This window comes from Gracilimonas sp. B-17, assembly GCF_056857935.1.
Genome location: NZ_JBSXOA010000011.1, coordinates 141419 through 165575 on the forward strand (window position 1 = coordinate 141419; position 24157 = coordinate 165575).

At 36.3% G+C, this 24157-nt stretch carries 14 protein-coding genes; 13 read left to right on the forward strand and 1 reads right to left on the reverse strand.

Annotated features, from left to right (window positions below; all coding sequences use genetic code 11):
* Window positions 1-3: 3 nt before the first annotated feature.
* Entirely contained in the window at window positions 4-1008 is a 1005-nt protein-coding gene (locus AC13FX_RS05505) for a helix-turn-helix transcriptional regulator (RefSeq protein WP_482879505.1), read from the reverse strand.
* Between the two features lie 185 nt (window positions 1009-1193).
* On the opposite strand from AC13FX_RS05505, the gene AC13FX_RS05510 reads away from it, so the two are divergent.
* The 13 genes from AC13FX_RS05510 (at window position 1194) to AC13FX_RS05570 (ending at window position 24117) form a co-directional block, all read left to right on the forward strand.
* Window positions 1194-1508 carry a hypothetical protein gene (locus AC13FX_RS05510; RefSeq protein WP_482879506.1) on the forward strand — a complete coding sequence of 105 codons (315 nt, stop codon included), beginning with the start codon at window positions 1194-1196 and terminating at the stop codon, window positions 1506-1508.
* Window positions 1509-1513: 5 nt separating this feature from the next.
* A complete protein-coding gene (locus tag AC13FX_RS05515) occupies window positions 1514-1984 on the forward strand; it encodes a type III secretion system chaperone family protein (RefSeq protein WP_482879507.1) in 471 nt (156 codons plus the stop codon).
* 10 nt (window positions 1985-1994) lie between these two features.
* Window positions 1995-2471: a type III secretion system chaperone family protein gene (locus AC13FX_RS05520; RefSeq protein ID WP_482879508.1), complete on the forward strand. Its 477-nt coding sequence runs from the start codon at window positions 1995-1997 to the stop codon at window positions 2469-2471.
* Window positions 2472-2576: 105 nt separating this feature from the next.
* Complete coding sequence (locus AC13FX_RS05525; protein ID WP_482879509.1) at window positions 2577-5048, forward strand: N-6 DNA methylase; 2472 nt, start codon at window positions 2577-2579, stop codon at window positions 5046-5048.
* Window positions 5048-6247 carry a hypothetical protein gene (locus AC13FX_RS05530; RefSeq protein ID WP_482879510.1) on the forward strand — a complete coding sequence of 400 codons (1200 nt, stop codon included), beginning with the start codon at window positions 5048-5050 and terminating at the stop codon, window positions 6245-6247. The genes AC13FX_RS05525 and AC13FX_RS05530 overlap by 1 nt, the downstream gene beginning before the upstream one ends.
* A gap of 5 nt (window positions 6248-6252) precedes the next feature.
* The gene (locus AC13FX_RS05535; protein WP_482879511.1) at window positions 6253-8622 is read left to right on the forward strand and encodes a type I restriction-modification system subunit M; all 2370 of its coding nucleotides are present in this window, start codon (window positions 6253-6255) and stop codon (window positions 8620-8622) included.
* Window positions 8619-9941: a restriction endonuclease subunit S gene (locus tag AC13FX_RS05540; RefSeq protein ID WP_482879513.1), complete on the forward strand. Its 1323-nt coding sequence runs from the start codon at window positions 8619-8621 to the stop codon at window positions 9939-9941. The genes AC13FX_RS05535 and AC13FX_RS05540 overlap by 4 nt, the downstream gene beginning before the upstream one ends.
* 169 nt (window positions 9942-10110) lie before the next feature.
* On the forward strand, window positions 10111-14481 hold the full coding sequence (locus tag AC13FX_RS05545) for a sacsin N-terminal ATP-binding-like domain-containing protein (protein ID WP_482879515.1): 4371 nt from the start codon (window positions 10111-10113) through the stop codon (window positions 14479-14481).
* Window positions 14482-14491: 10 nt separating this feature from the next.
* On the forward strand, window positions 14492-17587 hold the full coding sequence (locus AC13FX_RS05550) for a type I restriction endonuclease subunit R (protein WP_482879516.1): 3096 nt from the start codon (window positions 14492-14494) through the stop codon (window positions 17585-17587).
* Between the two features lie 90 nt (window positions 17588-17677).
* Complete coding sequence (locus tag AC13FX_RS05555) at window positions 17678-19369, forward strand: DUF3696 domain-containing protein (protein ID WP_482879517.1); 1692 nt, start codon at window positions 17678-17680, stop codon at window positions 19367-19369.
* Window positions 19370-19378: 9 nt separating this feature from the next.
* On the forward strand, window positions 19379-20371 hold the full coding sequence (locus AC13FX_RS05560) for an MIT C-terminal domain-containing protein (RefSeq protein WP_482879518.1): 993 nt from the start codon (window positions 19379-19381) through the stop codon (window positions 20369-20371).
* Between the two features lie 81 nt (window positions 20372-20452).
* Window positions 20453-22561, forward strand: coding sequence for an ATP-dependent DNA helicase (locus AC13FX_RS05565; protein WP_482879519.1), 2109 nt, complete (start codon window positions 20453-20455; stop codon window positions 22559-22561).
* Window positions 22562-22563: 2 nt separating this feature from the next.
* The gene (locus AC13FX_RS05570; RefSeq protein ID WP_482879520.1) at window positions 22564-24117 is read left to right on the forward strand and encodes a tetratricopeptide repeat protein; all 1554 of its coding nucleotides are present in this window, start codon (window positions 22564-22566) and stop codon (window positions 24115-24117) included.
* Window positions 24118-24157 lie beyond the last annotated feature (40 nt).

Consider the following 24157-nt stretch of genomic DNA (forward strand, 5'->3'; position numbering starts at 1 on the left):
GTTTCAATAAAAATTTAATGCATTTTTAAGTCTGCTTTGTATGTTGCTTTTTATTGATTTTGGCTCTAAGACTTTTACTTTGTCACCAAATGAAAGTAGTAAAGACTCAAATTCATAATTTGGAATCAATTTAACCTCTACTATTAGCCTAGCTTTCTCCCAGTGATGCTTTTGTGTAGGATGCAGGGGTTTTGTAATGATATATGGAGCCTGTTCTTCAGTAAATTCTAAAACAACTTTTTCCACTTCTCCTTCATCTGGACGGGTTACACCGATGATATCAAAGAAATACTCACTCCAGTCAATTTCTGGTTGAATATAATCACCCTGTATTTGTTCAATCTTTTGAATTCGGTCAAGGGCAAGGTTCCAGGTTGGGATTTCTAACACTTCGTTTAATCCGAATGCAAACCATCGGTTGTTATATTGCTTTAAAAAATGAGGGTGAAAGGTCAGGCTAAAGCTTTCATCAGAATCAAATTTTTGATATTCAATTCTCAAAACTAGTTCGTTGATTATTGCTTCATAAAGTGTCCCAAGATGCTCTATTCCTTTAAGATCTATGTTTGACTCAATACTTATTACTTCTCTAGAGTTTTGTTTGAGTCCCAAACGGTCTTGAATTACCGGAATCATCTCTTGTACCCACTCAAATTGTGGTGTACCAGAAAAACGAGATAGCACAGAAAGAGCTGCCTCAATCTGACTTTTCTCATCTTCGTTTAAATACTGATTAGAGATTGAGAAGTCGGTATCATCATATCTGTAGTATACTTTTCTTCCGTCCTTATACCTTTTAAGGGGAACTGATCCGCCCTGTTCACTCTCCATGAATTCAATGTCATCATATAGCTGTCTTTTGGCAATAGTACTACCCGCGCCATTGTATTCTTCAAGCTCTTGATTAACGGCTTTTAGAAGATCCTCAATAAAATATTTACGACCGGGGTTTCGAAAACATTTGTCTAATGCTTTATAGCGAATCAGGGCATTTTTATTTGTTGGCATATGCAAACTTTGGATAATTGATCAAAGTTAATTTTGCAAATATAATACAATATAACTACCAGTGCAGATTCAGTGCATAAGAAAGTCTTACTTTTGTTCACCCTTCAAAGTAAGTATTGAGAGCTAATGCATTTAATTCACTTTGCAGGGCGGCAAAATTGATTTTGAATAACAAATAGGAGTATATGTATAATATTGTTTACAATGGATTTTATGATTTTTTGACAAATTTGTCAGGAAATAATAAAGAAGTGACAGAAGAGGTGATAAATGCTTATAGAGAGCAGGTAGAGGCTTTGCATGTTGAATTATCTAAGACGACTGATATGTCGGAAAGGTTAGTCATATGGGGTAAAATTAGTAAGCTTAACGAGCTCATTGATGAAAAAAGTCATAGTCATCAGAATTTTAACAGAGAAATTCTGATATGTGGTACCACAGTAATAATTGCTGGAGTGACATGTATTACAATTACTCAATTAGCAGCCAATAAATCTTAGATAGCATGAAAAATCTCATAGAATTCAGCCTCCAACAATTAAATATTGAATACGAGTACAATACTACCGGACCAGAAAAGCATAGCTTCTATTTTTCAGGCAATTTTGATGAGTTTACTGCAGCCTTTGCGATTACTATAAATGAGGAAGATGGATATCTATTCTACTATATCATCTATCCTTATGAAATTCCTATAGACAAGATTACACAAGTATCAGAGTATATCAATCGGATTAATTTTGGTGATGTCTATGGAGCTTTCATAATTGACTATGTAGACCTATCTGTGGGATATCATTTATCCATTCCCTTAGGTAAGAACATGAAAGAAAATGAACAGTGGTTTGCAGAATACTTTGATCATGGTCATGGTGTTGTAGAGGAGTTTCACGACGGACTTCTCAAAGTAGTGGATGGACATGATCCCTTAGAGGTACTAAAAGAGATGGGAGCTGCAGTAACACTGGTTAATTAAGAGCTAAATAATGATAGAGATCGTAGAAAAACATCTTAATGGGATGCACATCCCATTCGAATACGAGGTTAATGAACAGAACTGGCATTCATTTTATTTTGATCTGAAATTAAAGAAGGGAATTATCCAATGTTTGATTGGAGTGAATTATCAGGAAGAGTATGCTCTTTTATGCTTCATGAATCCAACTCCTTTTCCTGAGAAAAGAAAAGCTGAAGTAGGAGAATACCTGCACCGGGTAAATTATTACATTTCTCAGGGAGCTTTTATCATTGACTATAATGAATACACTGTAAGCTTTCATACATCATTTTCACTTACTGATGATGACGACCACAACGATTATAAGCTGATAGAAGCATTCAAATTTGTAAAAGATATCATAGATGAATATTTCCCCGGAGTATTATCGGTAGGCTACGGAGAGAAAATTCCGGAGGATGTTTTAAATGAGATCCTATTGGATTTTAATCCAAGGTGGAATTAGCTATGTTTCTGTTTTTAAGATACAGATTGAGTGCACAGTATAAAGTATAATTATACTTTTAATATCTAGATAAGATTTATTTGATTAATAGTTTAAAAGTTATTTATGAGCAGTAAAGAAATTAGCAAAAAGTTTAGAGATCTCTTTTCAAGTATTAGAGATAATGGGGTTAATTATGAAGTATTACTTTTGATCCTAATTCTCTACAAAAAAGGTGTTTTTGACTTCCTTCTTTACAGACATGACCTATTTAAAAAAACTGCAGATTTTAATTCGCTTTGTTTTAAAGATTTTGAATACGGTTCGGTGAGTTTTAAAGATGAAGTATGCACGGTCATCGAAAACTTACCTGATAATGAAAAGCGTGCACTTAAGAATGTGATAGAGTTTTATGAGAATGATTTTGAAAAATTTTCGCTGAAAGATCTATTTCGTTTGGATGAAGTTTTAAAAAAGAGTGAAGAGGATTTTCCCACTATTTTTGATGATTTGCTTTATAAATTTGAAAAAATTGAAGGCAAATCATCAAGTGGTTATATACAACCTGAGGAAGTCACTAAGTTGATGTTAAACATTGCGAATATAAAGCAAAGGGATTCGGTTTTTAATCCTTTCGCTGGGTTGGTCTCGTTTGGGATAAAATTAGATAACCAAAAGTCATATTATGCTCAAGAATTAGATAAACAAACTTTTTTAACAGCAAAATTGAGGTTATTGGCTTATGATAAATTAAGTCAGATTAACTTATGGAATGAAGATTCTATTACATTTTGGCCTACAGAAAAAAAATTTGACTCTATAATATCATCATTACCGTTTTCTTATCAGATCCGAAACGAGTATCCCTGGGTTGAAGAGAACACCATTGAGAACTTTTATTTTAAAAAGGTTATTGAATCGCTAAAAAGCTCAGGTAAAGCGATTTCCCTGGTAAGCAATGGGGTCCTATATAGACCAGGACAAGAATATAATTTAAGAAAATGGATGGTGAAGGAAGATTTAATAGAATCCATTGTATCTCTTCCTAAAAATTTATTGACCAATACATCTATACAAACCAATATAATTGTTCTTAGTAAAAAGAAGGATAAAAAAGGAATAGTAAAGTTTTTGGATGCCTCTTCATTGTTTAGCGAGACAAAAGGCAGAACGAATAAATTAAATGTTGGTCAAGTTACATCCATTTACCAATCCCCAAATAATTCGGAAAACACTCGCTTTGTATCTCTTTCAGAAATAACGGCCAATGATTATGACCTTAGTGTGTCAAGGTATTTTGTTGAAAATATTACCAAAGAATTTGAGGGGGTTGAACTTGGAGAAATCCTATACAAAGCCAGTGTTGAGAAAGTTAAGAGTGAGGATAAGGTTCCATATATGAAAATTGGAGATCTCAATGATAATGAGATGGGAGTTTATTCAGATACAAGTGAGATTGAAAAAAGCATTGTTAAAAGAGGAGGCTTTAAAGTAAATAAACCAGTTCTATTACTGGCTATAAGATTTAAGAATTTAAAACCGACAATTTTGGATAGTTCACCTGCTGATCTAATCATTTCTAATGATATAAAGGCCTTTACAGTAGATACAAATAAAGTGGACTTAGGGTATTTAGTATTCGAACTAAGAAAAGATTATGTACAAGAACAGGTTATCAAATACCAGTCAGGTACCACAATGCCTTACTTATCAGTAAACGACCTATTTAAAATTAAAATAAAACTCCCTTCTAAAGACCAGCAACGTCAAGACTTACTTGACGCAATCAATGATAGAGCCAAGAGTGAGCTAAATAAGTACTCAAAAGAATTAAGTGAAATGAGAACAGAAATGTTCAGGGAGTTCGCATCAACCAGACATTCGGTTAAGCAATATTTAAATAGTATAAGAGGAGGAGTTAATGGATTACAAAAATACATTTCTAAAAATGACGGGCAAAAAATTAGTTTAACAGACGTTTACTCTAAGAATTTAAGCAAGACACTCGCTGAACACCTTGAGAGATTAATTGAGGATACAGCAGCGGCTTCTGGGCTTTTAGATAAGCTGGAAACCCCTTTCCTAAATCGATCAAAAGAAGAATTTAACATACTTGATTTAACTCAACATGTGATTAAGAAAATTCATGGCAGTAAAGAGTTTGAATACAAGTTTAACATTGATGAAGAGTCTTTTTCACAAGGAGATGATCAGGAGTTAAAACCTATCATTGAAATCAATAAAGATGATTATATAAAACTGATACAAAATATAGTCGACAACGCATGCCGTCATGGCTTCAGTAGTGATTCTAATAATATCATAAGAATCGAGGCAACTTCAATTAATGAGGGAAAGGATGTACTCTTAGAGATTTCAAATAATGGTAAACCTTTTGATGAAAAATTCACAGAGGAAAGGCTGAAGATTCGGGGTGAGAAATCTGTAAGCTCTAAATCTACCGGAAACGGTGGAGCTGATATAGATCAAATAACAAAGATGTACGGGGGCACATTTAGTATGTCATTTGATAAAGACAGTGAATTCCCAGTTACATATAAAATTCAATTTCCCATAAAATTCGAGGATTTAGACTAATGTGTAAAGTTCTATGGATAGATGATGAATACAAGAAGCAGGATACTGTAATTTCTGATGCAGAATTGAGTGGAATTAATATTATTCCATTTGAGTCTCATGAAGAGGGTATAAATTATTTAGAGGCCAACTTGGATAGCATTGATGCGATAATTCTCGATGCAAAGGTTAAAGATAATAAGGATGATGAGACGACTAATTTGGAAGGCCTCAGAAAGTCTAGAGATTATATTAACTCGTTACCCATAAAGATCAGGCCGCCTTATTTTATTTTTACTGGTCAACCGGATTATATGGGAAGTGATATGTTTATTGAGAGTTATGGTGAACCATACATAAAAGCAACAGACAATGAGAAGCTCTTCGATGATATCAAAGCTGAAGTAAAGGACAGGCCAAATGCTAAAATCCGAGCTCTGTATCCCAAAGTTTTTGAGTTATTCAAAAATGGATTTTTAGACCAGGAATATGAAAAACATCTTCTTAAAATACTTATAAGTATTAATAGTGCTGATCTAACCTTTGATGATGAGCTTTATTTTAATCAACTAAGACAAATGCTAGAAGTGGCAATGCGTAGAGCAAATGAGGTGGGATTACTTCATGATAAATGTATTAATGATAAAGGAGAGGTTATCCTTAAACTATCAAGCATATTTCTTTCAGGTTCAAATGTTAATGCTCTTAATGTTAAGTGTAACAAAAAACATTTTCCAGAGATTATTTCAAAACATGTGTGGGAGATATTAGATATAACAAATATAGGTTCTCATGCAGATAAAGATGGCAAAAAAGATAGTGAAGCCAACTTAAAAGAATACCGTAAGATGCTTAACACTCCTTATCTGTTGTATTCACTTACATTCAAATTAATGGATGTTTTGCTTTGGTTTTCTGAATACATTAAAGAGAACAATAACATAGAATTAAACAAAACTCTATGGGAAGAGTTGGAACAAAAAAGAATTCAAAAAGCATCAGATTCTCAAAATGGGGTAATAATATATATCCACTCTGATGGATATGGTTTTTTTAAACCCAATGACGGGGTAACACGAGATGATAACAGCTACATTCATGAATCTTTGGTTGAACAATATGATTTAAAGCAAGGGTTAGAAGTTGTTGCCGAAATTGATAAGTATGAAAACGGGAAGTCAGAAGTAAAATCAATAAAAAAATTAAGTAAAGACGGTTAATTACCATGAACCAAGCAGTACACAACAAATTAGTTTCTTTTATCTGGTCCATCGCTGACGATTGTCTTCGGGATGTTTATGTTCGGGGGAAGTACCGGGATGTGATTTTGCCCATGGTGGTTTTGAGAAGGCTGGATGCCCTTTTGGAGCCAACCAAAGAAGCGGTGATGGAAGAGCTAGAGTTTCAGAAAAAGGAAATGGGCTTCACCGAGTTAGATGCCAATGGACTGACCGAAGCCTCCGGCTATGTATTTTATAATATCAGTGACTGGACGCTACAGCGGTTACACGATACGGCTACCAATAATCAAGAGATCCTGAAGGCGAATTTTGAGGATTACCTGAATGGGTTCAGCCCGAATGTGACGGAGATCATCGACAAGTTTAAGCTGAAGGCTCAGGTTCGGCACATGGCGAATAAGGATGTGCTGCTGGATGTGTTGGAAAAGTTTACCAACCCGGATATCAATATGACTCCTCATGAGAAATATGATTCGGATGGACGAAGACTGCCTGCACTCACTAATCTGGGAATGGGCTATGTGTTTGAAGAACTCATTCGGAAATTCAATGAAGAGAATAACGAAGAGGCCGGGGAGCACTTTACCCCTCGTGAGGTGATCGACCTAATGACACACCTGGTGTTTGAACCGGTAAAAGATGAATTACCGCCTGTTATCACCATTTACGATCCGGCTTGTGGAACCGGAGGAATGCTCACCGAATCACAGAATTTCATTAAGGATGAAGAAGGTGAGATCAAGGCGATGGGTGATGTGTATTTGTATGGTAAGGAGATCAATGATGAGACCTATGCGATTTGTAAATCGGATATGATGATCAAAGGTAATGACCCCGAAAACATTCGCGTGGGTTCTACTTTGGCTACCGATGAGTTTTCGGGAACCAAGTTTGATTTCATGCTGTCCAATCCGCCTTATGGAAAATCCTGGTCCAGTGATAAAAAGTATATCAAGGATGGCCGGGATATTATCGATCCGCGATTCCAGATTCAGCTTACGGATTATTGGGGAGATATTGAGGACGCCGATGCAACTCCACGTTCCTCTGATGGACAGCTTCTGTTCCTCATGGAAATGGTGAATAAGATGAAGCCGCTTACGCAAAATCCGTTGGGTTCGCGGATTGCTTCGGTGCATAACGGAAGTAGCTTGTTTACCGGGAGTGCCGGAGGCGGTGAAAGCAATATTCGCCGCTACATCATTGAGAATGATCTGCTGGAGACCATCATTCAAATGCCGAATAACCTGTTTTATAACACGGGGATTACGACCTACATCTGGCTGTTGAGTAATAACAAGCCGAAAGAACGGAAAGGTAAAGTTCAGCTGATTGAAGGCAGTTTACTGTTTAAGAAATTGCGTAAGAATCTGGGAGATAAGAATTGTGAATTTGCTCCGGAACATATTCGTGAAATTGTTTCTGTCTATCTGAATGACAAGGAAGTGGAACGTGAAATAAATCCTGAAACGAATGAGGAAGAGGGTATTGCGGCTAAGATCTTTGATAATGAGGATTTTGGCTATTACCAGGTGACCATTGAGCGACCAAACCGATTAAAGGCACAGTTTACTGAAGAGCGGGTGGAAAGCCTGCGGTATGACAATTATTTGGAAGAAGCGATGCGCTGGGCCTTCAATAAATTTGGGATGGATCTGTATGAAAACCTCAAGAATTATGAGAAGCCCATTCTGAACTGGCTGGAGCAGGAGGAAGAAGTCAGTTTGACCAAAAACCAGCGGGGTAAACTGGTAAAGAAATCTACTTGGAATAAGCAGCTGAAAGTCATGAATGCCGCTCGTATGCTGATGAAGCACATTGGAACGGAGGTTTACTCTGATTTCAATGCTTTTGAGGACATGGTGGAAGACCTGCTTAAAGAGAAGGATATCAAGCTAAATGCTTCGGAGAAACGCATTTTGTTTGATGCGGTAACCTGGTACGACCCGGAAGCGGAGAAAGTGATCAAGAAAACCACCAAGCTGACCGGCAAGAAGCTGGAAAAACTACTGGGACATCTGGATTGCACCAAAGTAGAGCTGCCTGACTTTGGCTACTATCCTTCGGGTAAAGAGGGCGTATTTATTGAATACGATACCGCTACCGATTTGCGGGATACGGAAAACGTACCGCTGAAAGAGGAGATTCATGACTACTTCTTGCGGGAAGTGAAACCGCATGTAGAGGAAGCGTGGATCGATCTTGATAAGACAAAAATCGGCTACGAGATCAGCTTTAATAAATACTTCTATCGGCATAAACCGCTTCGGGATATTGAAGAGGTGACGGAAGACATCCTGGATCTCGAAGAGAAAAGCGAAGGACTCATTCATGAAATTCTACAGTTAGCATGATGGAAGCAGTTAAAGAAAAAGTAGAATTACAGAAATATTCTGATTACAAAGATTCAAATGTTGATTGGTTAGGTCAAGTACCTGAGCATTGGGAAATATTGCCGGGTTATGCTTTTCTAAAAGAAAGAAGTGAGAAGAATACAGGAATGAAAGAGTCTCAGGTTCTTTCTCTAAGCTATGGGAACGTGATTGTTAAGCCTGAGGAGAAATTGACGGGATTAGTTCCTGAATCATTTGAAACCTATCAGTTAGTTTATCCGGGAGATATAGTTATCAGACCGACAGATTTGCAAAATGATAAGACAAGTCTGAGGACTGGAATTGCAAAAGATAAAGGGATAATTACCAGTGCTTACATGAATTTAAGTGTGAAAGGAGCTAATTCGAATAAGTACTTTCATTATTTATTTCATTCAATCGACACTAATAAAGTTATCTATGGGTTGGGGTCGGGATTGAGACAAAATTTAAGCTATGATGATTTTAAGAGATTTCCCTTTCCTGTTCCATCACCAGAAGAACAAACCGCTATCGTCCATTTCCTGGATCGGAAAACGGAGCAGATCAATCAGGCGATTGAGATCAAGCAGAAGCAGATTGAGCTGTTAAAAGAGCGGCGGCAAATTCTCATCCACAAAGCGGTCACCCGCGGGCTCAATCCTGACGCCCCCCTCAAACCCAGCGGTGTGGATTGGATTGGGGATATTCCGGAGCATTGGGAGGTGAAAGCTTTAAAGTACATTGGAGATGCAAAAATAGGATTAACTTACTCTCCAACTGATCTATGCGATAAAGGTCAAGGTGTATTAGTACTCAGATCATCTAATCTAAATGAAGGTAGGTTCAGATATGGTGAAGATTTTAATAAATATGTTAACTGTAGAATACCTGATGATCTAATCATAAGGAAAAATGATATTCTGATATGTTCAAGAAATGGTAGTCGAGACCTTATTGGGAAATGTGCGATAGCAAAAACAGATCAGGATATTGGGAATTCTTTTGGGGCTTTTACTACGGTATTTCGTTCAGAAATGAATAGTTATCTATTTAACATAATGAACTCAGACATTTTTAAAACATTGTCAGGATCATTTTTGACTTCTACAATTAACCAACTCACCTTGGGGAATTTGAATTCAATTAAAATTCCAATCCCACCAAAAAAAGAAAGAGATGAAATAACGGACTATGTAGAAACAAATCGGTCAAAGATTTATCAATCTATCCAAAATCTAATTATAGAAATTAAGAAACTTAAAGAATACAAAACCACCCTCATTAACAGCGCGGTAACGGGGAAAATAAAAGTCAGTTAGTATGCCAAGCCAAACCAATGAACAAGCTTTAGAGGTGGCTGTTGAGAAGATTAAAGTTGATAACTAAAGAAAGGTAATTTTGCTACAGGATCTGCAATCCATAATCGAGAAGAAGCGATCTCTATTCAGAGATCACACAGATGAGATGGTTGCTGCGTACAAGAGAGAATTGGAAACCACTGAAGGCTACAATGGTAGGCAGCTTTTAGAGTTGATTCAAAATTGTGACGATGAAGGAGCTGAAAAGGTTGAAATCAAATTAGACAAAGATAACCGGCAGTTAACAATTTCAAATACTGGCAAACCATTCTCCATAGAGGGGTATCGATCTATAGTCACTTCTAATTTGTCCGCCAAACATGATAAAAAGAGATATATAGGTAACAAGGGGCTCGGTTTTCGTTCTATCGTAAACTGGGCTGACGAGATTAAGATTCACAGTAACGATCTTTTGCTAACCTTTGGTGAAAAAGTGATTACCAGTGAATTCAAAAAAATGTTTAAAGCATACAGCAGGGTGCAATTAAATAAGGAATATGGATTAAAAAGTCATGAAATCCCTATTCCATTACTCTCTATTCCTGAAATTGAGCAACTCAAAAATAAATCGGAGTTCACAACTTCAATTCATATCACCTATAAAAATGAGTTTTTTGATGACATTGAAAAACAGGTCAAACAATTAAGGCCAGAAATTCTGTTGTTTTTGCATAGTATCAAAAAGATCACATTTCGGGGATTTAACGGCATATCAGACATTGAATGTAACAAACAGTCTTTACACGATGATGATGGGGTTGGACCATCGGAGTTGATTTCAATAAATGATGATGAATGGCATGTTTTTACAAAGGAGGGTGAATTAAATGATATTGCAAAATATGAAGAAGATGACAGTAATTTCTATCAACTAAAATTGGCGATCAATGAGAACCTTGAGAATGATCACAAGTATCTGTTTTCTTTTTTTCCAACACAAGTGCGCCTAGATGTTCCATACCTGATACATGGGACTTTTGATTTGGATCAAAACCGTAATCAGCTTAACAATACGAAGAGAAATCAAAAGGTACTGAGTCAGCTTATCGAGTTTATTATAGATGTAGCAAAGTATTATGCAGACCAGGAACTGAGTTGGAAACCTTTATCGCTACTTAATTTCAAGCGTAAAGAAGATAACGCAACACTTGAAAATTTAGGTTTCAATAAAGCTATAAATAAGGCATTAGTTGAAGAAAAACTATGGCCTTGCATTAGCGACACCTACAAATCAAGAAATAAATGTATTTATGTTGACGATTCATTCTCAAAATTTCTTCAAATTATAGGTGTAAAGAATAGGTTTGCTAATTTGTTGATTCCCAGGGGTGATTTTTACATTAGGGATATGTTTGAGAAGTCTAATATCTCAAATATTGAAGAGGCAATAGATGATGTATCTAAAACAATTGTAGATCCCAAGGTTAGAGCAAAATTCATTTACCAAGTACATCGATGTTTCTCAAATAATAGGTTTAGTTTACTAACGAATCTTAAGGGGGAATTAATTGATAAGAATGATGAAATCTTCACCCCTTCAAGTAGTGATATTGACATTCCCTCTTTTTGCAGAATTCACTTCATTAATGATGAACTATACGATCATTTAATATCAGAATTTCGACTTGCGAGTGACTCATCAAAAGCAAGATCGCTCCAAAGAATCCTAAAGAGTAATTGTCGAATTTTGAGTTATGAACCTCAGAATTTGATTCAAAAAATTATTAGCGGCGCAAACAGGGGACTAAATACTAAAGAAAAAGAATTTGACAGCCGGGAAATAGTTATCCAGATGGTTCAATCTTTATTTGACATGTATAAAGCAATGTCGGAACCATCTGAAATAAGAACTGAGAAGATACCTTTACTAAACTTAAAAGGACAGGTAAGGGATAGCAGAGAACTTTTTTTAAATGAGTTTTTCGAATCCGGTAAGAAAGCGAAAATCATTTTTAATGATTTACGAAATACAGATGAAATTTTAGCAAGTCCGGAGTTATTTGGGCTGGATGAGGATTTTAGTGAAACTTTAGAGAGTTTTTTTATTTGGCTTGGGGTAAATAAATATGTGCGTTATGAAGAGATAATTGAGAAAAAAAACCTTACTGATCAGGAAAAAAAGTATACACGATTCGCATTGAAAGATGGCGGGAAAGATTATACACGTATTAGCTCGGTTTCATATACGAAAATTCATGGTATAGAAAGAATCTTAAAAGAATTATCAATTGAGGATATAATTGGCTGGTTATTTATTGATCAGAAAGCTCGCTCGCTTATTTCTGATCGAGATGATATAAGAAGAATAGACTATTATTATCGAACTTCCAGAATAAGTATTCATATACCATCCTATTTACAATTCATGTTTTTCGAAGCTGGATATAGATTTGACAAACATTTGGTTGAGACAAGATTTAACTGGGTAAACGATATAAATATCGATTTTAACCATCATGTCTTTAAAGACCTAAATACTGACACTTTTGAAATCGAGAGTATTCTTAAATCACTTGGTGGCAAAGCAACTTTTGCAAAGCTTTCTATTAAGAGAGTAAAAGAAATCATTAACCTATTGCCAGAGAAGTTTCCTGACGGCAAAAACTCCCAAACTTTATACAAAGCAGCAGTTGATCACTTTTCAACTCATCAAGAGAAGCTTGGTACGGGTTGTAAGCTATTTGCAAAAACAAAAGAGGGGCTGAAGTTATTAAGCCCTTCTCAAATCTATTATTCAGATAAAGCTAAGTTGCCAAATAAACTTTTAGATGATTTCCCAATTCTGAATTATCCTTCGCGTGGTGGAGGTCAAAGAGCCATAGAATTTTTTGGTATTAACGATTTAGCTGACGTTGAAATACAAATCAAAAGGGTTAGTAAACTCGAAAAGCTGAATGACGAATTTCAAAATTATCTCCAAAATTTAATCCCATATTTACTATTACTTAGAATTGATGGAGTTGAGTCAAGTCAACAGAGAGAAAAAGAATCCAAGAGACTCCAAAATCTTTCTATTGAAATCTGTAGTGACATTATCTACGAAGCAAATGATTCTGAGTATATCGCAGATCTTTATGAGTATATACCAGGTAAAGACAACACGTACTTCATAAGATGTGATAAAAATGATGTAATCGATGATTTGAAAAGAGATTCAACTTTTTCTGATTCCTTCGCAAATATCTTGTCAGACTTATTTGATGTATCCGGTGATAAGACTGAGTTTAGGGCACTATTCAGGAATGGTATTAAGGATGCTATATATACATCAAAACAAAAGTTTGGTGAAGAATTGATTCAAGAGTCCAAACTACTCTTGGGTATTGGAGATAACTATGAACATTTCTGGAGAATTATTTATCAAATACTTGATAAGAAATTTGATTCCAAAACTAACGTAATAGAGGAACTTGGAATAAAAACTGATTTAAGAAACTTGAACTATGAGAATTTAAATTCTGAGGAGAGTCTTTCTGTACTGATACCGTTATTCCAGGAATTAGAAATTAATATTGCAGCATTTAATTCATTAGCCTCAAGAAAAGTTTCTCTATCAGAATATCATAAGAAGAAATTTGAATCAGTGATATTTGGCATCTCCAAAAGATTTAGAATTGCTCTTTGGGTGCACTTAATGAATTCAGAGAGAGGGCAGAAAAAAGAGCTACTTGAGAGATGGGCAGAATTTGAAAATGATGAATTCATTGCAGAAGTAGCAAAGGAAAACGAAGAAAAGATAAATGTAGACTATGAAAATTTTTTAGACCAATTGTTAAAAAAGTATGGATTATCGCTAAAAGAACTAAGTAATCTCGAGGTGATTACAAGTGATCCAGAAAACGTTTACGCAAAAAATAAAAAAGAATTTAGTAGTGATGAGCTGAGTGAAATTGAAAATAATGCTGAGTATAGAAGCCTATTGTATTTTGAGAACGAACTAGAATATTTAAAAGGAAAGGTGTCCCAAGAGGAATCTCAAAGTATTGATTCGAATTCATATGAAAATGGGGAAGGAGCGGAAGAATTAGAACAAAGATGTACAAGTACATCAGTAATAAAAGGAAAACGACTGGCTCCAAGGAATCACAAAAATTATTCAGGCAATGGTAATCAGCCTTATGTTCCCCCTAATGATGGAAGCACAAATAAACAGATTGGAAATAAATGTGAGGAAAAAGCGTACAAAATTCTGCTAGAACAATATGGTATAGAGTCTGTTGATAAGGTTTCAAATAGAGATGAAGGCAAACATTATGATATCCGATACTCAGCAGATGGAGGCGAGACTTGGATATTTGTGGAGGTGAAAAATTTAGCTAAAGGTAAATTCACGATGACAAGGTCTGAGAAAGAATTCGGAGAAAAAAATGGAAAAAACTATGAATTACATCTTGTAGATTTGTCAGAAGACAAAATTTATGTTTTTGCTAATCCTTATAAATCTAATGAGATAGAAATTGTCGAAAAGGATTATTGGGTACATTATAGAATAATTGATTAACTGAATTGACATGCCAAGCCAAACCAATGAACAAGCCTTAGAGGCTTCCATCGAAAAAAGCTTAACCGGCCACAGTTTAGAAGACTTGAAGAATCGGGGTATAGACTTTAACGGCGTTGCCGAACGGGAAGAACTCTATCGCTCCGGCAAAGGCTATTATTTAGGTTTACCACAAGATTTTGATGCCAAGTATGCCATTGACAAAGAGCGTTTCTGGCATTTTTTGGAAACCACGCAAAAAAAAGAACTGGAAAAACTCCAGAACCAAAGCGACTGGAAATTGAAGATTCTGGAACGCTTTGATCGCATGGTTAAGAAATATGGGATTCTGCGGGTATTGAGAAAAGGGTTAAACGTAGATCATGCGCATTTTACCCTTATGTATCCATTACCCTTAGCCAGTAGCAGTCAAACGGTGCGGGAGAACTTTGAAAGCAACGAATTCAGTGCTACCCGCCAAATTCAGTATTCGCTCGAAAATCCCCGCGAAGAAATCGACATGGTACTATTTGTAAACGGTATTCCCTTTGCCACCATGGAGCTTAAAAATCCATGGACGGGCCAAAATGCCAAAGTCCACGGACAACGACAATACAAAGCCGAGCGGGACAACCGGCAGCCCTTACTACAATTTGGTCGCTGTATGGTGCACCTCGCCGTAGATACCGATGAAGTGTACATGACTACCCGCCTTAACGGTAAAGACACTTTTTTTCTGCCCTTCAATAAAGGATATAATAATGGAAAGGGAAATCCCCCGGTAGAAGACGGGCATAAAACCAACTACCTGTGGAATGAGGTTTTTACTCCGGAAAGTATCGCCAATATCATACAGCATTTTGTGAAGTTTGATGGGAAACAAACCGAGCCGCTGAACAAAAAGACTTTATTCTTTCCACGCTACCATCAATTGGACGTGGTTCGGAAGATCGTAGATCATGCAGCCAATAAGGGAGTAGGCCATAGGTATCTGATTCAACATTCCGCTGGTTCCGGTAAATCCTATTCCATTACCTGGGCCGCCTATCGACTTATTGAAACCTACCCTGATCGAAATGGTATTCCCGGCAGTAAAGGAGTCACCAATCCGTTATTTGATTCCGTAGTGGTTGTAACTGATCGAAGAATTTTGGATCGGCAGTTGAGGGAAAACATCAAAGAGTTTTCAGAAGTCAAAAACATCGTTGCTCCGGCTCATTCTGCAAAGGAATTGCGTAAACACCTGGAGAGTGGCAAAAAGGTGATTATTACCACTATTCAAAAATTCCCGTTTATTGTGGATGGAATAGCCGATCTGAGTGAGAAGCGATTTGCGGTGATTATTGATGAGGCTCACAGTGGCCAAAGCGGAACGGCTCACGATAACATGAATCGGGCCATTGGTCAGGCTAGTACTGATCCAGAGGATGAAGATTTTGATGTTCAGGATAAGATTATTGAAATCATGCAGTCACGTAAGATGCGTGGGAATGCTTCTTACCTGGCTTTCACGGCTACTCCAAAAAATAATACACTGGAGAAATTTGGAATTCAGCAGCCGGACGGTTCCTTTAAACCGTTTCACTTATACTCCATGAAACAAGCCATACAGGAAGGCTTTATTCTGGATGTGTTGGCCAATTACACGACCTACAAGAGCTACTATGAGATTAAGAAATCCATAGCTGATAATCCGTTATTTGATACGGTAAAAGCTCAGAAAAAACTAAAAAGCTTTGTTGAAAGAGATCCGCGTACCATAGCTGTGAAAGCTGAGATCATGGTGGATCATTTCATCGAGAATGTGGTCAATAAGAAAAGACTGAAAGGCAAAGCCAAAGCAATAATTGCCACTCAGAATATAAAATCTGCCATTCGGTATTTTAAAGCCGTAAACCGTTTACTGGATGTTAAAGGTAATCCATTTAAATCCTTAGTTGCATTTTCCGGTTCTAAGCAGGTAGATGGAATAGAATACACAGAAGAAAACATCAACGATATGCCGGCTCATTTGGATACGGCAAGTCCCAATGATCCCGATTATATCAATGACAAGCTGGCCCGCTATTTTGATATGGATCAGTATCGGATTTTGGTGGTAGCTAATAAATATCTCACCGGATTTGATCAGCCGAAACTCACAGCTATGTATGTAGATAAGAAACTGCAGGGAGTTCGAGCTGTTCAAACCTTATCCCGACTCAATAGATCGGCCGATAAATACGGCAAAAAAACCGAAGACTTATTCATTCTGGACTTCTACAATGATACTAAGGACATCAAGAATGCCTTTGACGAGTTTTATACGGCTACCACACTTTCTGAAGCCACAGATGTAAACGTATTGCATGAACTAAAAGAAGAACTGGATAGAGTCGGGGTCTATGAGTGGTATGAAGTAGAAGAATTTGCGGAAGCCTTCTTCAGTAATAAAGATGCCAATACGCATTTGAGTCCCATTATCCAGAAAGCCGAAGAACGCTTTAACTATTTACTGGATCTGGAAGACGAGACTAAAGCCGATTACAAGATCAAGGCCAAACATTTTGTAAAAGTATATGGACAAATGGCTTCTATAATGCCCTTTGAGATGGTGGAATGGGAGAAGCTTTTTTGGTTCCTGAAATTCCTGATCCCAAAAATGGTGATTAAAGATCCGGACGGAGATACTATGGATGAATTGTTGGATTCAGTGGATTTATCAACTTATGGATTAGAACGAACCAAACTGGGAGCTTCCATAGGTTTAGACGATTCCGAATCGACCGTTGATCCGCAAAATCCCAATCCACGGGGAGCTCACGGAGGAAGTGATGAGGATATGCTGGATATGATCATCCAAAGTTTTAATGAACGATGGTTCCAGGGCTGGGATGCCACACCGGAAGAGCAGCGAGTAAAGTTCATAAGCCTTGCAAAAAGTATTGAAGCTCATCCAGACTTTGAAGAGAAATATAAAGAGAACACCGACTCCCAAAACCGTGAAATTGCCTTTGAAAAGATCTTCAATGAAGTAATGGCCAAAAACCGCAAGAATGAGTTGGATTTATATCGGTTGATGTCGCAGGATGATTCCTTTAAGAAGGCGATGAAGGATACATTGAAGAGGATTTTGAGTGCGGCGTAGAAAGAACTTAGATGACTTGTGCAGAATGAGTGCATTACAACTAATTATCATTAGAATAACCGAATTTAGAGCACTAGATTTTATCACAAAATGAAGTTTATACCATCTAAACATATTGTAGAAGGGTATGGTCCCTACAAAGACAGGCAAGAAGTTCCTATTAATAACAAGATAAACTTGTTGTTTGGTCCAAATAATGGGGGGAAATCTTCATTACTAAAGAGCATATTGTATGCAGAAACCATTTATAATAAGAAAGCGCAGAGGTTTGATCCAAAAACGTTAAATGCGTTGAATGAGAGAATAAATTTTGGAAAAATTCGGGACCTTATAAACATCAAACATGAGGAAGGTGTTTTTAGATTTGGACAAGAAGGAAGGTTTGAGCTTAATTTGAAGAATTTGAATCCTGAGTTCAAAAATCACCTGGGTATTAATGATGAAAGAAGTGAGTATTTAGTAAAGGGTACAATTCAATGGTGTATTGGCCTTGGGGAAGTATATGATTCTGATGTTTCGTTAAAAGACTTTAGAATGGATATATCCGAAATAAAAATCTATCCCTATGAGCATTATGATAGCGAAGATATATTTAGTTATATAGATGCAAAACCTGAAAACGACCCGGTTGAATGTAGATTAAATAATCAGACAAGTACATGTATACTTGAAGAGAATGAACAGCACAAAAAACTAGTCTTTAGCGAGTTTGATTATAATTTCTTACTTCTTTTCAGTCTTATAACTGGGCAAAATGAGGGCGTCCATAAATTTGGAGAAAAAAAATTCAAAAAATTTATAAAAAATTTCAAAAGGTATATTCTTGAATCCGATCAGTATTTAAGAGTTCGCGATGATTTCACCTTAGAACAATATCATTTGGATCAATATCAGAGCCTTCAAGAGGATTCTTTTCATTCACTCATTTTCAATTTAAAAAATCCTGAGTTAAGCTTGGACTTAGATATACTGCAAATATTTGATGCTATAGACTACAGTCCCTTAACCAATTATATACACCCTCTGCGTAGTATCCCTGAGAATTTAATAATGGATGATGAGGTAGAAAGTATGTATTCGGCTTTATTTGAACAAAATACGGCAACAAAAATGATCGAGGGTGAGCCTACTGGATTTCCAGGATTAACTAATGCTAATGTAGTGCCTATAGATGAAGTGGAGGTGCTAAATAGGGTGCTCAATGATATTGATATTGACTACCGGTTTAAAATTGACAAATTAACCAGCGATTTATCACCAGAATTAACTCGAAAAAGTCTTGTGCTTCAAAATATCCATACGGGTAGAATTTCTAGTATAGGTAAATTGGGTACAGGGTTAAGTCAACTATTACCAATTATAATTAAGCTATTTCAAACATCTAATAACGAGTACTCAGATTTTATAAAATTCGTCACGGTGGTAGAACAGCCTGAGTTACACTTACATCCTGGTATACAAGCCAAATTTGGACCATTATGCTCGAAATACACTAAAATGAACAAGCAAGGTTCAGTTTACTTTGAAACCCATAGTGAGCATATCATTAAAAGTATTCAGCTCGAGGTTGCTAAATATTATGCCTCGGGTGGAAAAGAAGGGCTTTCCAAAGACGATATTTCAATTTTGTATGTATCCAGTAGTGATGGGGAGTCAAATATCCGGGAAATTAAACTTGATGAAACTGGCTCATTTACAGAACCTTGGCCTGATGATTTTTTTGATTTATCGGCTGACCTTAGTCTAGCTCGATTGAGGGAGAGTGTAAAGAATAAAAATTAGCCTCTTATTATGGATGGATTTTTTACAAAACCTTTTCTGCATAGTTTTCCAGAAAATCTACTAAAAAATGTCTTTCTCTCTGAAAATTCATTTTATGAATTCTTTCAGGCTATAAATAAAGGGAGATTTGTAGCTGGAACAGATACGGACTCGCTTTTGGAGGTATTAGAAAGGCTTAAATGCTCTGATAAGCAGGGAAATAATGAACTGTATCAGGTAATGATTAGCATGCACGCATCTGGTAAGCTACGAGGGATAGAATCATCAAACCTCATTTCTGAGGCTATAGAAAAATTACCAATGAGGAAAACAGTTCTAAGACAAGTAGGTAGGGCAATATCAATGGATACTAGCACGGTATTGCATGATGATATTGGTAATAAAGTTTGGAAAGAAAAACTTTTAGAAGCAGGGAAGAAACCTATTTTTGAAAATCAAGATCTATCAAATGGATCAATTCAATATTTATTTAATGAAATGTCCATGCCGGTTAATATTGGGGAAAACTTCAATTGGTCTCGTTTTTTGTCAAAGTATGTATTGCCTTTTAAGATGGTAAGAATACTAGATCCATACCTGTATGTAAACATCAGAGATGTTAAGCTTGCTAGTTTATTAAAAACTTTGTCCAGGAAAAGTGGGCAAGAGTTGAAGGTTGAAATTATTTCTGATCTAACGGCATCAAGTAATAGCAATAAGGAAGATGTATTTGAAATTGTTAAAAGTGAACTAAGTGAAATTTCTGATATAGTTGATGTAAGTTTATATAGTCAAAAAGGGAGTGCAAGTAAGGTATTTCACAAACGAGTTATTTGGACTGATTTCTGGTCTATACATACCGACAGAGGATTAGACTTTGTAAAGCTTGCTACGGGTCAGGGTAAGGCAAAGCAAGAAAATACACTGTTTATGACGGGTAAATATGCTTCAAAAGAATCTTTATGGTACCAAATACATAACAATTGGAGCGACTATTTAGATAAATCTACTAAAGTAATTTAAAAGATTATTTAAGGTTTTAGATCCGACTAAAGACACGTAAAAATTTACTTATTTGATGAAGTTGTAATTAAACAAATAAAAATGATACAACTGACGGGGCAACAACAAGAAGCATTCAATCGAATCCAGAAATTTATGGAAAGCGACAAGAGAATATTCATCCTAAAGGGGTATGCAGGTACCGGTAAAACAACGCTTATTCAACATTTAGTTACTCATCTTGATCAACACCAAATATCCTTTCAAGTAATGGCTCCAACCGGTAGAGCTGCTAAGATATTGAGGGAAAAGACTAAGAATAAAGAGAAGAATAGAGACGGGTATGGCACAACGATTCACAAAGCTATTTATAACTATGATGATGTAAAAATCATAGAAGACTCTGAGAAGAGTATCGAAGGGTTAAGTTACAAATACTATTTCCCTGTAATAAAAGTAGAGACTGCGAGACACCTTGTTATAGTTGATGAAGCTTCTATGGTCAGTGAAAAAGAAAATAAACAAGAGCTGTACCAGTCTGGTACGGACCGACTTTTACCTGATTTACTCACATACATTGGTCACTCAAAAACAAATAAGATATTATTTATAGGTGATCCGGCTCAGCTTCCCCCGGTTGGTGAGAATGAATCAAAGGCCTTAAGTGAAAGTTATTTTTCAAAGATTGGCTTGACATACGACACATTTGAGTTAACTGAGGTTGTTCGGCAAACCTCAGAAAGTACAATCCTCAAAAACTCAGTAAAAATCCGGAGCTTGTTAGCCAAAGAGCAAAATGAAAGGAACAGCCTGAAATTTGATTATGACTATGATTTTGTAAGCGTAGACGAATTAGATATGCTCTCCGTGTATTTGAATGATAATCCCAAACCTGGATTGGAAAATGGGGTGATTATCAACTACAAAAATCGAGATTGTCTATCCTATAATAGAGAGATAAGAAAGCACTATTTCCCAAACAAGGAGTCTGTTCAGCCCGGTGACATACTACTAAATACCAAAAATGTGTATGGCACCTTTGGGGCTTATGTATACAATGGAGACTTGGTACAGGTTGTGGATGTAGAAGAAGAAACACAGACTCAAAGTGCCCGGATCTACGTTGAAGAAGAAGGGCAAAAAGTTAAGAAACTATTTAGTTTCAGGTTTAGAACGGTATCCATTGTTACTCCAGATCAAACAGATCCAATTCCCATTAAGATCATAGACTCAATGCTTGAGGAACCGGAAGGAGCGCTTTCTACAGATCAAATGAGGGCGTTGTTTGTCAACTATGTCATGAGGTTTGAGGAAGAACAAAAAATACGAAAAGAGCAGGGACTGCCTTACTATAATAGAAAGTCAGATGTTTATAAGGAAATGCTTAATAGCGATCCTTTTTTTAATGCCTTGCATGTCAAATATGGATACTCAATTACCTGCCATAAAGCCCAGGGTGGAGAGTGGGATACGGCTTATGTGAATTTTAATGGTAAGGTGGGTATGAGTGACGATCATTTAAGATGGTCATATACCGCATTAACGAGAGGTAAAGAGAAACTGTATGCATTAAACCCTCCGAACACGACGACATTTTCAAAGATCACTTTCAATACCATAAGTCCACTTAAAAAGCTTCCACCTGAAGCAATTCAGCTGGGAGAGGTGCCGGAAACTCCATTTCATAGTGGAGATAAGCACCCTGCAAAACGACAAACCTATTTTGATGTAAAGAAAAAGCTCAAGAATACCCCGTTTAGTATCAATAGGGTAGAAAGCAGTGATTTTCTTGAAATGTATTATATACAAACCGAAGAGGGGGAAGTTAGAGTAGATGCAGGACATGATAAAGCGGGCGTATTTAAACCCTTTAAGACTTCGCGTCAAGGTAATCACATTGATGACCTGCTAAGAATAATGAATACAGAGACCCTTCGGGTGTTTGAATGTGATTACTCACCGTCCGATAAAAATTTTCAACAGTTATATAACAAGGTGAATTCATGTTGTGACCAAGATGATGTATCAATAATGAGCGTGGTAGAAAAGCCCGAAAGCTATTATGTGGTTTATTACCTGAGTATTAAGGATACTTATGCCACCATTCAGTTTAATTTTAAGGCCAATGGTCAATTTACCACAGCGAATCCCCGCATCATGGATATGCGAAAAAGGGATACACTATTAAAGTTAATCGACTGCTTTCGATAGTTATGCCATTTAAAGATATAATGAGACTTATTAAAGAAGGAAAACTGAGGGAAGCCTACCAGCTTGCTAAGAAGGAAATGGAACAAGCTGTTCAAGACGGTGACTCAGAAGCATTAATGTGGAGCAAAAGAGGGATGTCTTGGGTTCTCTATCATTATTTAAAAGAAAGAGTTACGAACTTAGAGAGACAGGTAACTAACGAGGAAATCAGCAACCTGATCAAAGTCCTTGAAAACATACAAAAGCTGAATTTATCGCCAGATGAAGAGATGTTTTATGAGCATTTTACAAAAGTAATTTCACATGGAATACGAATAATTCATGCGACAGATGAAGTAAATAAATATAGAGGAAGAGCTAAGAATATTTTCAGTATTATCAAAAACTTTGAATTATCTGGGTATTCCGAGCCTTATCGTTTTATACTCATTTATCTTCATGATATTCTCAAATCAGAGCCAGAATATTTAGAACTAATTGATTGGTGGGAAACAAACAATTTTACTAAAGATGACTTTAAAGAATATGAAGGTTCTAATGGGAGAACCTATTCATCTTTAGCTGAAAAAGTTTTTACTACCTACTCAAAACATTTAGTAGAAGCTAAGAATGAGGGTAAAATCAGTGATGAGTTTGTAGAAAACTATCTTAGAAAACTTAATAATGTTATCAAAGAGCATGAAGAGTTTAAGTTTCTACGGTATAGAAAGGCCCAGCTTCTACTTGCCTTAGGAAGGGATGATGAAGCCATTAATTCATTCCTGCCATTTGCACGCAAAAATAGGAAACAGACTTGGGTTTGGGAATTATTGGGTGATCTACATAGAAAAGATCAGGATCTCCAGCTCTCATGCTATTGCAAAGCCTTACTGATTAACAATAAGGAAGAATTTAAGAATAAGATTAGGGTAAAATTAGCAGCCTTGCTCATGAACAAAGAACTTTGGGATGAAGCTAAAACAGAAGTCGATGAATACTACGATTTCAGAATGGATCATGGCTGGAAAGTATCAAACCGCGTAAATGAATGGGTTTCAGCTCCATGGTATAATAATGCGACGAGTAAAGAAAGCAATAAGGGTTTTTATAAAGAAAAAGCTAAGTCAGTAAACAAGCTGTTGTATGGGGATCTTCCTGAAACACTTGTGGTCGTTGAGTACGTTAATAGAGAAAAGAGTATTTTAAATTTTATAAAAGCTGGAAAAATTCAGGGATTTTTTAACTACTCAGATTTTGATATTTCTCCAGAAGTTGGGGATATATTTCGAGTAAAAATGAATGCAGAAGGGGATAGTGGATACTATGAAGTTTACTCATTAGAAAAGACCGAAGAGAAACCTGAAGCTGATTTATTGATGGATGTACAGGGTATTATCAGCATTCAAACAGGTAACAGCTTTGGATTTATAAATGGCCATCACTCCATATTTGTAGATCCTGGAACAGTGAAGAAATATGGTTTATCAGATAGGGATGAGATCAAAGGATTAGCCATGATAAACTATGACAAAAAGAAGAAACAGTGGGGATGGAGATTGGTTAAGGTGAAAGGGTAGTTTTGTTCACATTTTTACCATGTTCACGTATCGTGACTAC

Bases quoted from the DNA above. Each gene is read 5' to 3' on its own strand.
- AC13FX_RS05525 (WP_482879509.1), top strand. From the start codon at position 2,577: ATGAGCAGTAAAGAAATTAGCAAAAAGTTTAGAGATCTCTTTTCAAGT.
- AC13FX_RS05510 (WP_482879506.1), top strand. From the start codon at position 1,194: ATGTATAATATTGTTTACAATGGATTTTATGATTTTTTGACAAATTTG.
- AC13FX_RS05565 (WP_482879519.1), top strand. From the start codon at position 20,453: ATGATACAACTGACGGGGCAACAACAAGAAGCATTCAATCGAATCCAG.
- AC13FX_RS05520 (WP_482879508.1), top strand. From the start codon at position 1,995: ATGATAGAGATCGTAGAAAAACATCTTAATGGGATGCACATCCCATTC.
- AC13FX_RS05550 (WP_482879516.1), top strand. From the start codon at position 14,492: ATGCCAAGCCAAACCAATGAACAAGCCTTAGAGGCTTCCATCGAAAAA.
- AC13FX_RS05570 (WP_482879520.1), top strand. From the start codon at position 22,564: ATGCCATTTAAAGATATAATGAGACTTATTAAAGAAGGAAAACTGAGG.
- AC13FX_RS05505 (WP_482879505.1), bottom strand. From the start codon at position 1,008: ATGCCAACAAATAAAAATGCCCTGATTCGCTATAAAGCATTAGACAAA.
- AC13FX_RS05530 (WP_482879510.1), top strand. From the start codon at position 5,048: ATGTGTAAAGTTCTATGGATAGATGATGAATACAAGAAGCAGGATACT.
- AC13FX_RS05560 (WP_482879518.1), top strand. From the start codon at position 19,379: ATGGATGGATTTTTTACAAAACCTTTTCTGCATAGTTTTCCAGAAAAT.
- AC13FX_RS05555 (WP_482879517.1), top strand. From the start codon at position 17,678: ATGAAGTTTATACCATCTAAACATATTGTAGAAGGGTATGGTCCCTAC.
- AC13FX_RS05515 (WP_482879507.1), top strand. From the start codon at position 1,514: ATGAAAAATCTCATAGAATTCAGCCTCCAACAATTAAATATTGAATAC.
- AC13FX_RS05535 (WP_482879511.1), top strand. From the start codon at position 6,253: ATGAACCAAGCAGTACACAACAAATTAGTTTCTTTTATCTGGTCCATC.
- AC13FX_RS05540 (WP_482879513.1), top strand. From the start codon at position 8,619: ATGATGGAAGCAGTTAAAGAAAAAGTAGAATTACAGAAATATTCTGAT.